Source organism: Echinicola strongylocentroti (assembly GCF_003260975.1).
Classification (GTDB): Bacteria; Bacteroidota; Bacteroidia; order Cytophagales; family Cyclobacteriaceae; genus Echinicola; species Echinicola strongylocentroti.
On the sequence record NZ_CP030041.1, the window covers coordinates 3,401,347 to 3,415,145 of the forward strand.

Genomic DNA, 13,799 nt, shown 5'->3' on the forward strand with positions numbered 1-13,799 from the left:
ATAAGTTGATAGGTTTTAGACTTAGCCAGCTCTCATTTTTAGAATTAATTACTATGGATACACCGAGTTTTCAAGAAGACCATATCAGCCAAATTCCAGCACTACAAATGTTGCTGAAATTAGGATACAAATATTTGTCTCCAGCAGAAATAAATTTGCTTCGGGGGGAAAAAACAAGCAATGTACTGCTGGAAGATCTAGTAAAAAAAGCGATAAGGCGTATCAATAGCCAAAAAAAAATAAGTTCAACACGTTTCGTTGAGGTAAATGAAGCAAATACTGAAAATGCCATAAAAGCACTAAAAGAGCTTCCTTTAAATGACGGTTACATTTCTGCTTCCGAAGCACTTTATAATATTCTCACCTTGGGGAGATCCTTTGACCAATTGGTAGAAGGAAATAATAAGAGCATTACCGTACAATATATCGATTGGGACAATATAGAAAACAATGATTTTTATGTGGCAGAAGAGTATAGTGTAATTCGAAGCAATGGAAAGGAACACTACAGGCCTGATATAATACTTTTTATAAATGGAATCCCATTGGGCATTATAGAGTGTAAAAGGCCCGATATGAAAAGGCCAATCAAACAGGCTATTAGCCAGCACTTAAGGAATCAACAGGATGATGGTATTATTTCTTTGTATATCTATGCACAGCTATTGATTGGTATTGCCAGTCAAGAAGGTGCATACGGAACTAATGGGACACCAGAAAAGTTTTGGGCACATTGGGAGGAAAAATTCGAAACAGAGGCAGAGGAAAATCATTATCAAAATACATTAAAGGAAGTTAAAAACAGTCCCCTTTCTTTTCCCCAAAAGCAACAGCTGTTTTCTGGAAGATTCCATTATGTGAGGCATTATTTTGAGGCTTTAGAAAAAGAAGAAATACTGCCAACAGTCCAAGATGAATACCTTTATGCGTTATGTCGCCCAGAAAGGCTAATGGAAATAATCTTCAATTTCATACTTTTTGATAATGGGACCAAGAAAGTAGCCCGATACCAGCAATTCTTTGCTATAAAAAAATCCATTAAAAGGATGGTCCATTTAGAAGGAGGAAAACGCAAAGGCGGGGTAATATGGCATACACAGGGAAGTGGAAAATCCCTCACCATGGTAATGCTTGCTCAAGCCATTGCTATGGAGCCGACCATTAATAATCCAAAGATAATCTTGGTTACTGATAGGACAGACTTGGATGATCAGATTACGAGCACCTTCCGGAAATGTGGAGTATTTGTCCAGAATGCAACAACGGGAAAACGATTAGTGGAACTATTGGAAAGCAATAATGACGCAGTAGTAACAACAATTATTAACAAATTTTCTGCTGCTGTCAGAAAGCTCAAGAATCCACTTAATAGCCCAAATATTTTTGTTTTGGTGGATGAAGGCCATAGGACCCAACATGGAACATTTAATGTCGAAATGGAAAAGACCCTGCCTAATGCATGTTTCATTGCTATGACAGGTACACCCCTGTTTAAAAAGGATAAAAACACAGCATTAAAGTTTGGTGGAATCATAGATACCTATACAGTAGATCAGGCAGTTAAAGACAAAGCAGTTGTTCCACTTCTTTACGAAGGAAGGTTACCACGACAAACTGTTAATGCAAGCCCTTTGGATACATTTTTTTCTATGGTGTCTGAACCTTTTAATGAATACCAAAAGGCAGATTTTAAAAAGAAATTCAGTCGTGCTGACCAGCTTAATAGTGCGGAGCAAAAGATTTATGCCACTGCTTGGGATATCAGCTTACATTTCAAAAAAAACTGGCAAGGAACCGGATTTAAAGCTCAATTGGTATGTGATAAAAAATTAAATGCTATTCGTTTTAAGGAATTTTTAGACGAAATCAATATCGTAAGCAGTGAAGTTCTTATTTCTTCTATTGATGATAGAGAAGGAGAGGAAAGTGTATTCGACACAACACCTGAGAAGGTGAAGCGGTTTTGGAAGAAAATGATGAAAGAACATGGTAACTCAAAGAGATATGAAAAGAATATTATCAATCGTTTTAAAAATGACCTTGATCCTGAAATAATAATTGTAGTTGATAAGTTACTTACAGGATTTGACGAGCCAAAAAACACAATTCTTTACCTCACAAGAAACCTTCAAAGTCACAAACTTCTTCAAGCCATTGCGAGGGTGAACAGGGTTTGCCCTGACAAAGATTTTGGTTATATCATTGATTATTATGGCGTAATCGAAAACTTGGATGATGCCCTGGATTTGTATTCTTCTTTTAAAGATTTCGATGAAGACGATCTTCAAGGTACATTGATCAATATTGAAGAGGAAATCAAGAAACTTCCACAAAAACACTCAGAACTCTGGGATCTTTTTAAAGAAGTTTCGAATAAAAGAGATGCCGAAGCCTATCAAGTCATATTAAAGGATGAAGCGAAAAGGGCAATTTTTTATGATCGATTGGCTTCTTTTGCCAAAGCCCTAAAACTGGCTCTTTCAACAATAGAGTTTCACAAAGAAGTAGAGGAAAAACTTATTGAAAAATATAAATCTGATCTTTCAATGTTTATAAGGCTTAGAAAAGCAGTTATTGAGAGATATAGTGACATGGTTGATTACAAAAAATATGAGGGGCAATTACAGAAATTAATAGATACCCATGTAACTACTGATAAAGTAGAAGTCATTACTGAACTTGTAAATATCTTTGATAAGGAAAAATTCCAGAAAGAAGTTGAAAATACCACTGGAAAAGTAGCTAAAGCAGATAAGATTGCTAGCAGGACAGCGAAACACATCAACGAAAAAATGGATGAAGATCCTGCATTCTATAAGAAGTTTTCCCAGATGCTAAAAGATGCCATTTCGGACTATGAGAATAAACGGATAAGTGAGGTTCAATACTTAACCAAGGTTGAAGAAATAATGGATAAGGTATTGAACCGGACGGACAGCGATATCCCAGAAGTGATTATCGACAAACCAGTTGCCCGGGCTATTTATGGAATTACTTTAGAATCCCTGGGAGAAAAACTATCTGGAGAGAATACAAAAAATGAAGTATCCACTCTTGCGGCTGTGAAAATTGAAGAAATAATAAAAGAAGCAGTTTTGGAGAATGGGACGCCGATTATCGATTGGTGGCGAAAAGATGCCATAAAAGGAAAGTTGGTAATAGATATTGGAGATTATCTAATAGATGAAGTTCGGGATAAATATGACCTAACTCTGTCTTTTGGTGATATGGATGCACTGGCCAGTAAGTATATTGATGTAGCGAGGAAACAGTACAAATGATTCAGGATTGCATACAGTTTGGCTCCAAGAGGATACATTACAATTTGGAATTTTCGGATAGAAAATCATTAGGTATTACTGTTTTGCCCAATTCGGAGGTAAAAGTAAAGGCGCCTATAGGTACTTCTTTGGCAAAAGTAAAAGAAAAGCTCCTTAAAAAAGCAGCATGGATCATTAAGCAACAAAGCTTTTTTCTTTCCTTTGAGCCCAAGTCACTTCCAAAGAAATATGTAAGTGGTGAAACGCACCTTTATTTGGGTAGACAATACAAACTCAAAGTTATATCAGGAACAGAAGAATCTGTTAAACTAAAAGGAGGATTGCTAATTGTCAATGCAATAAATAAGGAAACAGTAAGGGAATTAGTCACCAGTTGGTATTTAGATCATGCTAGGAGCCTATTTCCCAAGATTGCCAAGCCACTGATAGAAAAGTTCAAGAAATATAAAGTAGAGCCATCTTCTTTGGTTTTTAGGGATATGCCTACTAGATGGGGAAGTTGCACAACTAAAGGAAAGATTATTCTCAATCCGGAGCTAATTAAAGCTCCAAAGGGCTGTATAGAATATGTTATTGTTCACGAGTTGTGTCATCTTGTTTATCATGATCATACGCAGAAATTTTTCGACCTTCAAACCAAAGAGCTACCAGATTGGGATAAATGGAAAATGAAATTAGAGAGATTGATGGCTTAAGAACAGGTATTATTAGAACTGGTTATTTTGGAAGGACCACAATATTCGGTTACTTTTCTTTAGGGCCAGGAAATTTTGCAAAAGCAGACTATACTTAAGTGAAATTTTCATTTTCAGGAATATCGCAAAGCCTCTCCATCAAGCGTAAATCGCGGAGAAATAAGTTCGATATTTGTTCAATTGGGGCTACAAAAAAACCTCTTATACGCCCAGTATTTGAGGTTTTTCTTTTTGGGGGATGGATTGGGGGACAAATTGGTTTGTGTCAAGAGACTTCGGCACAATATATTATTCCAATAGGTCTTTTATCTGCATTCTTACAACATTCTAATACTTTTCTTCGATTTGTTTAAGTATTGGGTAATTTTCAAATTCGAATGTATTATCAAATGAATTTTCACGAATAGGCAGTTTAACTAAATAGGTGTATACAACCTTAAACAGTTTATTTTTCATAACAAGCTTCTTTAATGGTAAATATTCCTCTTACACAATAATTTAGAGCAAATGAAATACCCCAAATTGGGTATTTCATTTCGGGCCAGCATATTGTATTTTTGAAGTTCACTTAAAAGTTTGAGAATGAAACTACAATCTACTCTACCAGCGGCCATTGGCGTGGCCATGCTTTTTTCATGTTCGAACGGAGATGAGACCCCGAACGACAATCAGATAAACCTTAGTGAATCATCTATTGAGATAGATGTAGACCAAGATATTAAGCTGGAAACCTCGTTTAACCGTGAAGGCTATTCTAATAATGAATTTGAATCTGACAGCCCAATAGTTGCCAGCGTAGATAGTGACGGTACTATCACTGGCAAAATTAAAGGAGAAACAACTATCCGTGTCACAACCAACGATGGCCAGTTCTCAGGAGAATGCCAAGTAAAGGTTAATCCAACTAATTTTCTATACGTAGAGCCCTTATTTGCTTTTGGGGAAGGTATGGAATACTTTAAAACACATGAGCAAAGGACGCTAGGCAATCAGTCCGATGATGGATTGGTGTTTAACGATTCAAATGTCGATGTGGAATTGGTCATGTACCTTTTTGAAAATTCCAAAATGTATGGCGGGGCGGTAATTCTAAAATCCACTGAATCGGTAGCCGAAAAAACCATTGATTTTTTGGCTCAGCGATATATCCCCATAGGCAATGAGAATGACGTTTATTATTTCGCCGATAATGATGTTGTTGCCGGGGTAACGGTTGATAGCCAGTTGGGCTTAACAGTGCTTTATCTAGAATTTACCGAAAGCGAAAACGGTCGTATGGACGTAAAGGTTGCTATCAAAGATGGTTTTGAAAAACTTAAGTCAAAAAGATAATCCTTTGAACTATGCTTAGATTCGGTAAAACTCAAAAAATTGAAGACATATCTGATAGAGGCCTTCAGGAAAAACAAACTTACCACTTGGAGAGGATTGATAAAAATGTAAAGTTTATTAGTGACGTACTTTTGGCGGTAGTATTGATTGGGGGAGCTTCGTTGATATGTATGTTTCTTGGATTAGTTTGGTAATAAGAAAGCTGGGCATAAAACACAAAAGGAACCGAGCCTTCACCCGGTTCCTTTAGGAATATTTCTAAATGGGAAGCCTTTTTCAGCACCCCGTCACATCAATCTTTCACGCACCTGATGGGTAGGTGGCTGCCATAGCCTGACCTTCCACGGTGGATGGCTGAGCCATCGTAGACGCCGTTGCCATTGGGAGCAATGGCCCTGCTGAACAGGTTGGAGGCACGAGCTTCATCACTTATACTGTACCAGATACCGACATCATCGGCATTGATGCTAAAGTAATAATCGCTCTCGTAGTCCCAGTCAATGCCTCCAGTAGGATAGGCAGAGAACTTGGACGCATTGGAGGTGGTGACATCGGTGAAGTTGGTCGGGTAATAGTCTGACCAGTCATTGGCCATGACCTTATCGGCCAGTTCGGCAGCGATGCCTCGAAGGTGGTGAGTGCTTTCCAGGTCACTTTCTGCGATGCCGAGATGCCGCTCTAGGGTCTTCCAGTCCTCATCCGTACTCACGTGCCAGTTGCAGGGACAGATATTTTCATCACTGGATGCCACGGAAGGGGGATAAAAGAAATTGGTCACGTTGCGGTCAGCATCCAATCTGCTGAGGACATATTCCGAGTCCTCATTATTTTCCCATTTCATAGGAAGGGGATGGAGGGGATTTGTTCCCCGTCACAATAGGTCGTCGATCGTAGGTTTTCAGCCATCCAATATTGATCCCCTATTTTTACAATAGGATACTCGTTACCTTCTGCGTCTGTAACGGTTTGTTCTTCACCGTCTATGTTGACATTGCTGAAGTCAAAGTGAAACTCTCCCAAGCTAAGTTTGACAAGGTTTATACCCGTTTCATTTTCCTCTAGTTCCAGCTTAAAATGGTAATGGTGAAAGCCTTTCAGGGTAATTTCCTGTTGCAATGTCTGGCTATTGAAGGCTTCCACTACAGAAAGCGTGCGACTAGTGCCCTTTTCAATATAGAGGTAGTAAAATTTACCATTTTCACTAAGGTGCAGCGGTTTGCCATTTTCGAGATATGCTTCTTTGACATGGGTAGCATCTACAGTGATCAGTCCGAATTTTGTAGTGGCATTTACCGTGATATCCAGATTGGAGCTGTTCAGGTCAAACTCTCCATTAAGCTTATATGGTAAGTAGCGGGATTCTTCCGGTCCCCAAGCCTTGGTGTAGTAGGTGTATTGCCCATAGGGCAAAACGATGGCGGCTCCTTTAAGTAAATCATAAGGATGATAGGTAAGGGGGTATTCCTGACCTGTAGCCTTATTGGTAAATATCACCTCTGCCTCCTCCGGTAGGACATGCACCCATTCGGAGAGGGTGGCCGTTCGGCTGGTAGGGGAGTAAGTTTCCAATTTATCAAATACGATACTGGAAAGCGTGACTTTGCCCAGCTCTGGGGCGCCATCGGTAGCTTCTTGCATACAGCTTGATAGGCCTAGCAGAAAGACAAGTAGTAAGTAAGTAGTTTTATTCATGGTAAAAGAGATATGAGGTAAAATAAAAGTTCTGGTAAAAATAGTTACTTTTACCATTAGTTTTTTTGAAAAGATTATAATTGTATATGAATTACTTAAAAATAGTGTTTAAATGATTTTTTTACAATTAAATCAAAAAAATGGTGTGAATGGATCGGCACTAAGTCTTTTGGTTATAGAATGAAATAAATACTGGAGTTTACTCCTCCAGCACCGATAGGATGTTTCCTTCGGGGTCCTTGAACCAGGCGACTTGGGGACCTTCCTCATTTCTGCAGATACCCTTCGCATCGGTTTGGATATCCCCGGTATATTGCTCGAAATGAATGCCTTTGCCGATAAGGGCGTCCACGGCACTTTCGATATTGTCCACCACAAAATTCAACACCGTAAAGACTGCCGGCTGATGATCAGGTTTGGGATAGATAATGATGGGTTGGTTGCCGGAAGTCTTCACTTCCAGAATGCCCATGTTGTTTTCGGTTACCTCAAGTCCTAATACCTCCCCATAGAATTTATGGGCCTTGGCGAGGTCTTTTACAGCAAAACTACTGAATGCAAGATTGGATTGTAACATGATAATGTATGTTTTGGGTTTATGATTATCCGCAATGATACCAGTAATCATAGGGAAATTAAATAGGTGCTCACAGAAAACATGGAAATCTCAGAAAAGTCTTATTTCATTCTGGGTGTTCTGTGCGTTCCGTGAGAAATAAAACCTACTGGCAATAAAGCGTATAATCAGATTTGGGTTTAACTGACTTCTTGGACAAAAGAGACCATTTGTTTGATTTTGGGATTTTTAAATCCACTGAACACGTACGTGTCGCAGAAGGCAAACCTCCTGACTTTTTCGGTTTCCATGATTATCGTGCCCCTTACGGCGGCTTCTTTACCATGGGTGATGACCTGTTCGATCTCTGCTTTTCCGGTGGTATCTACGGCCATTTTTTCAAGTGCTTCTATAAAAGCAGCTTTGCCCTTTAGCGTCTTGTCGCCGACAATGGTCCACTCGATATCCTCTGTGACATGTGCGGCGATATAGTCCACATCGCTGGCAGCAAAAGCCTCATTGAACTGCTTTAGGAATTTTCCTTTTTCGGTCATGATCTTACGGGTTTTAGGTTTACACTGCTTTTGGGTCGGAATAGTGTAGCAGCATATTGCCACAGGCAAACTGTACGGATTCCTTAAGGGTCAAAGAAAAGGGATGCCCGGTGTCCTGAAATAGTCTTTTCCCTTTTCCCAATATAACGGGATTTACGATGATTCGGTATTCATCGATGAGATGGAATTTCATAAAGTGATGTGCCAAGTCAGCCCCCGCGAAGAGCACCATGTCTTTGCCAGGCCGTTCTTTTAGCTTTTGGACGGTGATTGGATCTACCTCGTCTTGGATGGTGGCATTCCATGTGGCCTTTTGGAGTGTTTTGGAAAAGACCAGCTTGGGCCTTGTATTCATCACTTGCGCAAACTCCCCATGCTGCTCAGGCCAATATTCCAGCATCAGCTCATAGGATTTGCGACCATAGATAAAGGTGTCTACCGTGGCGAATAAATCCATCATATACGCGTCCATTTCACGATTCCACACATGCCAACTGATGTCCTTATGCTCACCCTCTATGTACCCATCGAGCGAGACCATCATGGACAAGAGGATTTTACGCCGCTCTGGTGGGTTAATGGACATTTATAAAGGAGCTTTTGGTGAGTTTGGCCTTGATTTTTTCTAGTTGGTAGACATGCCGACGGGTATGGAAGACCGTAAACCAAAGCCATTCCAGTCGGGTAAAATCACCATATTCCGGAATGGCAAAATCACCGCAAATCCGCGTGACATCGGACTCCTGAAAAGCCATAAATTGTCCTAACCGCTTTTCGATGGCAGGAATCAGGGCCGCCTTATCGATAGGCCCATCATCTGGTACGATCTCCGCTGGAGAATCCATCTTGATGGTAAAATCCAAGAATAAATTCTTTACCTCCCAGACTTTTTCATCTGGTTTTCGATGGCATTCGGATGTCTCGCCACCCAAGATGTCGGCCGCAGCGTAGGACTTCAGGAGATGGTTTCCCACCTGTCCGGCCGTCCAGCTACCTTCAAAAGGAACGGTATTCAACTGTTTTTCGGATAGCGAGCTGAGCATGGTGATCAGTTGTTGGCTGATTTCCTTGAGTGCTGCGAATACGTCTTTATTAGTGTTCATGATTTATAAGGTTCAGATTTTAGTGGTTCCAGTGGTTCCAGTGGCTGAGGGGCTTTTAGGGAGCTGTATTCTGTGGTAGTATAGGTAAGATAGCGCCAGTATACCAAAGATTATAACGGGAAATAGGGTCTGCCCACCAAAACCATCTACTGCCCAATGGCTCACACAGGCAGAAATCAGCGTTATACCAAATCCCGTATATGCCCATTCCTTTATCCTTGTGGGCACCATGGGGAGAATAATTGCAAGTCCTCCCAACGTCTTGAAGATGACCAATAGCACCCTGAAATAGTCGGGGTAACCCAAGTGTCTGATTCCTTCTACCGCTAACTCTGTATGGGAGGTCAGGGCCGGCATCACACCTTCCCAGAGAAATATAATCCAAGTGGCTGCCCAATAAATGATTTTGTCCTTTTTCATGATTTGTCAATTAGACAGGTCGGGTAAAAGCACTTGCCATTTTTTGCCGAATTTGTCCCGGAGGACACCGAAAGTATCGCCCCAAAATTGCTTCCTCACCGGTTCATATACTTTGCCACCTTCGGCCAGCTGGTCAAAGCATCGGTGTATTTCGGCTTCATCATCAAAGGTAAGCTGAATGCCCATATCGTTCCCTGGCTGGTGACCGTCTGGTCCTTGCATGTCAGTAGCCATCAGTACCAAATCACCATTGCGAAGTTCGGCATGCATGATCTGGCTCAGCTGGTCCTTAGGTGTCTGTTCGGACATGGGACCATCTGCCATGGTCATCAACTGGAGATCACCTCCCAAACATTGCTGATAAAAGGTCATGGCTTCTTGACAGTTCCCGTCAAAGCTTATGTATGGATTTATCTTGATCATGATGTTTATTGTTTTAGGTTCAATACAAACTTACAAGACTATTTATAGATTTCTGGTGTGTATATCCGACTAACTAAGGGGTTGATTGCGACAGGTTTACTTCCTATCTTAGTGTTATGAAACATGTAACTATCCTTGTTCCCAAGGGACATTTCAGTGTGGTCAATATAGAAGGAACCCATCATATTTTTAGCTGGGTAAATCAATGGTTGGCCCAATCGGGGCGTTCACCATACTTTGACATTCAGTTGGCCGGTCTCTCTAAGCCTGCACTGCAAAGCACAGGTCTTTATGAAATCAATCCTGGACGGCTGATCAGCGAAGTGCATAAGACGGACTTGATCGTGATTCCAGCAGTTCATGGCGATATCGACCAGGTACTGGAGGACAACAGGCCATTTATTCCTTGGATTATCAACCAGTACAAGGCAGGGGCTGAAGTAGCCAGTTTGTGTATTGGCGCATTTTTGTTGGCAGAAACGGGGCTGTTGGATGGGAAAAAAGTGGCGACCCACTGGCAATTTGCCAATGACTTTCGCCAACGCTTTTCCAGGGCGATCATGGTGGATGATAAGATCCTGACCGATTCGGATGGGGTCTACACCAGTGGTGGTGCATTTTCCTTTACCAGTTTGTTGGTTTACCTTATCGAGAAGTTTCAAGGCAGAGAAGCAGCGGTGCTAGCAGCCAAGTCGTTTATGATTGATATTGATCGCAATAGCCAGTCTCCTTTTATCCTCTTTAGTGGTCAAAAAGAGCATCACGACGATGCCGTGCTCAATGCCCAAAAGTTCATCGAGGATAATTTTCAAGAAAGAGTCACCGTTGATGACTTGGCCAGTAAATTTGGAGTGGGCAGGAGGAGTTTTGAGCGGAGGTTTAAGCAAGCAACTAGCAATACCGTGGTGGAATATATGCAGCGGGTAAAGATCGAAGCAGCCAAAAAGGAGTTTGAAAAGGCCCATAAAAATGTCAGCGAGGTGATGTACGATGTCGGCTATAGCGACACCAAGGCCTTCAGAACGGTCTTTAGGAAAATCACAGGGCTATCGCCCGTCCAATACCGCAACAAGTACGCTCCCCAAGAGGTAAAGAAAGCGCTGTTGTCCAAATAGCGAGCGTCCAATGGAGTAAGAGATTAAGGAAAAACGCCATTTAGTATTTTGCAAGAAATCCTACACTCTTCTATTTTTCCAATATTTTTTATCCGTAAATTTCATTGAGAATGCCCGCCAACCTAATTCCTCCGGCCAGCAACTGCTCTTCGATCACGGGGAAAGTGACAAAATCATATTCGTAAGATAATCGCTTACTTTCAGGGAGATCGTAAACGATGCCGCGTAGGTGGACAGCCTCTTTTAGCCAATCGGCATATGGGGCAGCCTGTAGCTCTTTTACGGTGGTTTTGTCGGCTTTTCTATTCAGGTGATCGGCAAGCTCGGTATAGCTCAGTTTTTGACGGTCAATGACCTTGGTGTCCCACACGGTATGTAGGTTGGTGGTTTGGCCAAAATAGGTGACTTCCACTTCGTTGCCACCTTTGTCTTCTCCGGTGCCTACATGGAGCGGCTGGTGAAGGTCGCCCACGATGTGGATGAGCATTTTCAGGTTTTCTTGCCTTTTGGTCAATGAAAGGGGCTTGTTTTTGAGCTCATCGATAAGCCGTAGCATGACGCCATAGGCATCACCATCTTTTTCCTGGATCTCAGGCTCATAGCCCTTGCCTTCATGGACGGTCAAAAAATGCCACGTATAGGCATAGTCATATGCCCTGTCTGAGCGGACTTCGTCCATCCAGTTGGCCGTCATGGCCAAAGAGGTGGGGCCAAGGATGGCGGCAATAGTTCGCTGGGCCTTTTTGCTAAGGTGCCATTCGGCAATCTGGCCGACTACCCGATGGCCTGTTTTTCCCCAACCAAAGGATTGGGCATTTATCATGGTGCAAAGCACAAGCGCAAAGAAAAGCTTTTTCATGGTTTCCGATATTATGCTTCTGACATCAATTCATTGATGGCTATCCATGCCATCAATCCAGCGCCTACTTCCAGTGCGCTTTCATCAATGTCAAAGGTAGGCGTATGGACGCCACTTGTGATGCCTTTTTCTTCGTTTCGTATTCCCAATCGGTAGAAACAACCGTCCATTTCTTGGGTGTAGTAGGAAAAGTCCTCCGCTGCCATCCAGATGTCCAAGTCTTCCACATTTTCCTCACCAAGGTATTCCTGGGCAGCCTTGTAGGCCCGATCGGTCAGTTCTGGAGCGTTTTTCAAGAAAGGATAACCTTTTCGCACCTCAAAATCCACCGATCCACCCATGCCTTCGGCGATACCTTCCGCTATTTTGACCATTTTCTTATGGGCTTCTGCCCGCCACTTTTCGTTCAGTGTGCGGAAAGTACCTTGTATATTGACTTCATTGGGGATGACATTGGTTGCTCCCAGTGCTTCGATACGGCCAAAGCTAAGGACGGAAGGAATCTTCGGGCTGGCATTACGGCTGATGACCTGCTGAAGGGCCACGATAATATGTGAGGCAATCAGAATCGGATCGACCAGAGTCTCCGGCATGGCGCCGTGGCCACCTTTGCCGATGACTTTTAGGTACAGCTCGTCTGCACTGGCCATGTACATGCCTTTGCGAAAACCTACTTTGCCGGCATCGATCAGGGGCATCACATGCTGGCCTACGATACCATTTGGTCGAGGGCTTTCGAGGGCCTTGTCCTTGATCATTAGGGAAGCTCCTCCGGGAATTTTTTCTTCTCCTGGCTGAAAGATGAGTTTGACGGTTCCCTCAAATTGGTCTTTTACCGAATGAAGGATCCGGGCTGCTCCCAAAAGTGACGAGGTGTGTACATCATGTCCACAGGCATGCATGACCCCTTCATTTTTGGATTTATAGGGGACATCATTTTGCTCGATGATGGGCAGGGCATCCATGTCCGCCCGCAAAGCAATGACTTTTTTGGAAGGGTTTTTTCCTTCTATCAGCGCTACCAGCCCAGTGTTGGCCTTGCGCTGAATAGTGGTAATGCCGATTTCCTCCAAATGCTTTTCTACAAAAGCGCAGGTATTGTGCTCTTCGAAAGAGAGCTCCGGATTGGCATGGATATGTCGACGAACTTCTATTGTCTGGCTGAGTTGGTCTGCAGCCAGCTGTTGGATGGTGTCTTTCAGCATGGGGTTATTTCGTGTCTTCGATTTCTTCTACTTCTCCATCTTCTTCCTCTTTACCGAAACGCTGCTGGATGATCCTGGCGCTGGGAAAGTCTTGCTTGATGGTGTGGAAGAGCGATTGGGCTTCGATCCTGTTGATATATCTCCCGACCTTTACCAAGTACCTAGGCTGATCGTATTCCATTTCGGCTTTTACTTGGCTTGGGAGCGTGTTATACAGTTCATTTCTGGTAGAGAATGCCTGATCCCTGTCCACACCGCTATATACCAAAATAGTGAAGCCGTTATAAACTTCCCTATTGGCATTACTGTCGGCAAACTTGGTCAGAGAAACTTGAAGGTCGCTATCTACGGGATCGCCTGCTTCCGCACTGACAGGGCCGCTGGTACTGGGAGCGAGGCTTTCGGCTTTTGGGAGATCAGGATAAGTCCTCCGGTAAGGTGACAAGTTTTCTTCGTAATCATTATAGGCTGCAGCAGATTTGCTCATTTTGCTTCCGCCTGCGCACCCTACCAATAGAGTGACTACGAAAATGGAAAGATAGGCTATATTCTTTTTCATAGCGT

15 protein-coding genes are annotated in these 13,799 nt (G+C 42.5%); 4 read left to right on the forward strand and 11 right to left on the reverse strand.

Translation table 11 applies throughout. The features are described 5' to 3' along the window. Window positions 1–53 precede the first annotated feature (53 nt). The 3 genes from DN752_RS13250 to DN752_RS13260 all read left to right on the forward strand — a co-directional run bounded on the left by DN752_RS13250 (window position 54) and on the right by DN752_RS13260 (window position 5,308). A complete protein-coding gene (locus tag DN752_RS13250) occupies window positions 54–3,281 on the forward strand; it encodes a type I restriction endonuclease subunit R (protein ID WP_112784388.1) in 3,228 nt (1,075 codons plus the stop codon). Between the two features lie 44 nt (window positions 3,282–3,325). Then, window positions 3,326–3,976 carry a M48 family metallopeptidase gene (locus DN752_RS13255; protein WP_245949215.1) on the forward strand — a complete coding sequence of 217 codons (651 nt, stop codon included), beginning with the start codon at window positions 3,326–3,328 and terminating at the stop codon, window positions 3,974–3,976. Window positions 3,977–4,558: 582 nt separating this feature from the next. After that, window positions 4,559–5,308, forward strand: a complete 750-nt coding sequence (locus tag DN752_RS13260; RefSeq protein ID WP_112784390.1) for an Ig-like domain-containing protein — start codon at window positions 4,559–4,561, stop codon at window positions 5,306–5,308. A 292-nt stretch (window positions 5,309–5,600) separates the two neighbouring features. On the opposite strand, the gene DN752_RS13270 is transcribed toward DN752_RS13260, so the two are convergent. The 8 genes from DN752_RS13270 to DN752_RS13305 form a co-directional block, all read right to left on the reverse strand. Next, entirely contained in the window at window positions 5,601–6,149 is a 549-nt protein-coding gene (locus tag DN752_RS13270; protein ID WP_112784392.1) for a fibrobacter succinogenes major paralogous domain-containing protein, read from the reverse strand. Then, window positions 6,146–7,000, reverse strand: a complete 855-nt coding sequence (locus tag DN752_RS13275) for a hypothetical protein (RefSeq protein WP_162633213.1) — start codon at window positions 6,998–7,000, stop codon at window positions 6,146–6,148. Before DN752_RS13275 ends, DN752_RS13270 begins: the two co-directional genes overlap by 4 nt. Before the next feature lie 199 nt (window positions 7,001–7,199). Continuing rightward, window positions 7,200–7,577, reverse strand: coding sequence for a VOC family protein (locus DN752_RS13280; RefSeq protein ID WP_112786545.1), 378 nt, complete (start codon window positions 7,575–7,577; stop codon window positions 7,200–7,202). A 179-nt stretch (window positions 7,578–7,756) separates the two neighbouring features. After that, window positions 7,757–8,110 (reverse strand): nuclear transport factor 2 family protein, encoded by a 354-nt coding sequence (locus DN752_RS13285; protein ID WP_112784394.1) that lies wholly within the window; start codon window positions 8,108–8,110, stop codon window positions 7,757–7,759. Between the two features lie 19 nt (window positions 8,111–8,129). Further along, complete coding sequence (locus tag DN752_RS13290; RefSeq protein WP_112784395.1) at window positions 8,130–8,696, reverse strand: dihydrofolate reductase family protein; 567 nt, start codon at window positions 8,694–8,696, stop codon at window positions 8,130–8,132. Beyond that, the gene (locus DN752_RS13295) at window positions 8,686–9,213 is read right to left on the reverse strand and encodes a DinB family protein (protein ID WP_112784396.1); all 528 of its coding nucleotides are present in this window, start codon (window positions 9,211–9,213) and stop codon (window positions 8,686–8,688) included. Before DN752_RS13295 ends, DN752_RS13290 begins: the two co-directional genes overlap by 11 nt. Before the next feature lie 12 nt (window positions 9,214–9,225). Further along, a complete protein-coding gene (locus DN752_RS13300) occupies window positions 9,226–9,633 on the reverse strand; it encodes a DoxX family protein (protein WP_112784397.1) in 408 nt (135 codons plus the stop codon). Between the two features lie 6 nt (window positions 9,634–9,639). Then, entirely contained in the window at window positions 9,640–10,056 is a 417-nt protein-coding gene (locus DN752_RS13305) for a VOC family protein (RefSeq protein WP_112784398.1), read from the reverse strand. Window positions 10,057–10,172: 116 nt separating this feature from the next. On the opposite strand from DN752_RS13305, the gene DN752_RS13310 reads away from it, so the two are divergent. After that, window positions 10,173–11,171 carry a GlxA family transcriptional regulator gene (locus DN752_RS13310; protein WP_112784399.1) on the forward strand — a complete coding sequence of 333 codons (999 nt, stop codon included), beginning with the start codon at window positions 10,173–10,175 and terminating at the stop codon, window positions 11,169–11,171. 88 nt (window positions 11,172–11,259) lie between these two features. On the opposite strand, the gene DN752_RS13315 is transcribed toward DN752_RS13310, so the two are convergent. The 3 genes from DN752_RS13315 to DN752_RS13325 are packed head-to-tail and all read right to left on the reverse strand — an operon-like array spanning window position 11,260 to window position 13,794. Continuing rightward, a complete protein-coding gene (locus DN752_RS13315) occupies window positions 11,260–12,030 on the reverse strand; it encodes a S1/P1 nuclease (RefSeq protein WP_112784400.1) in 771 nt (256 codons plus the stop codon). Between the two features lie 11 nt (window positions 12,031–12,041). Further along, on the reverse strand, window positions 12,042–13,235 hold the full coding sequence (locus DN752_RS13320) for a M20 metallopeptidase family protein (protein WP_112784401.1): 1,194 nt from the start codon (window positions 13,233–13,235) through the stop codon (window positions 12,042–12,044). 4 nt (window positions 13,236–13,239) lie between these two features. Then, the gene (locus tag DN752_RS13325) at window positions 13,240–13,794 is read right to left on the reverse strand and encodes a hypothetical protein (protein ID WP_112784402.1); all 555 of its coding nucleotides are present in this window, start codon (window positions 13,792–13,794) and stop codon (window positions 13,240–13,242) included. Between the last annotated feature and the right edge of the window lie 5 nt (window positions 13,795–13,799).

Bases quoted from the DNA above. Each gene is read 5' to 3' on its own strand.
- DN752_RS13250 (WP_112784388.1), top strand. From the start codon at position 54: ATGGATACACCGAGTTTTCAAGAAGACCATATCAGCCAAATTCCAGCA.
- DN752_RS13260 (WP_112784390.1), top strand. From the start codon at position 4,559: ATGAAACTACAATCTACTCTACCAGCGGCCATTGGCGTGGCCATGCTT.
- DN752_RS13270 (WP_112784392.1), bottom strand. From the start codon at position 6,149: ATGAAATGGGAAAATAATGAGGACTCGGAATATGTCCTCAGCAGATTG.
- DN752_RS13275 (WP_162633213.1), bottom strand. From the start codon at position 7,000: ATGAATAAAACTACTTACTTACTACTTGTCTTTCTGCTAGGCCTATCA.
- DN752_RS13280 (WP_112786545.1), bottom strand. From the start codon at position 7,577: ATGTTACAATCCAATCTTGCATTCAGTAGTTTTGCTGTAAAAGACCTC.
- DN752_RS13285 (WP_112784394.1), bottom strand. From the start codon at position 8,110: ATGACCGAAAAAGGAAAATTCCTAAAGCAGTTCAATGAGGCTTTTGCT.
- DN752_RS13290 (WP_112784395.1), bottom strand. From the start codon at position 8,696: ATGTCCATTAACCCACCAGAGCGGCGTAAAATCCTCTTGTCCATGATG.
- DN752_RS13295 (WP_112784396.1), bottom strand. From the start codon at position 9,213: ATGAACACTAATAAAGACGTATTCGCAGCACTCAAGGAAATCAGCCAA.
- DN752_RS13300 (WP_112784397.1), bottom strand. From the start codon at position 9,633: ATGAAAAAGGACAAAATCATTTATTGGGCAGCCACTTGGATTATATTT.
- DN752_RS13305 (WP_112784398.1), bottom strand. From the start codon at position 10,056: ATGATCAAGATAAATCCATACATAAGCTTTGACGGGAACTGTCAAGAA.
- DN752_RS13310 (WP_112784399.1), top strand. From the start codon at position 10,173: ATGAAACATGTAACTATCCTTGTTCCCAAGGGACATTTCAGTGTGGTC.
- DN752_RS13315 (WP_112784400.1), bottom strand. From the start codon at position 12,030: ATGAAAAAGCTTTTCTTTGCGCTTGTGCTTTGCACCATGATAAATGCC.
- DN752_RS13320 (WP_112784401.1), bottom strand. From the start codon at position 13,235: ATGCTGAAAGACACCATCCAACAGCTGGCTGCAGACCAACTCAGCCAG.
- DN752_RS13325 (WP_112784402.1), bottom strand. From the start codon at position 13,794: ATGAAAAAGAATATAGCCTATCTTTCCATTTTCGTAGTCACTCTATTG.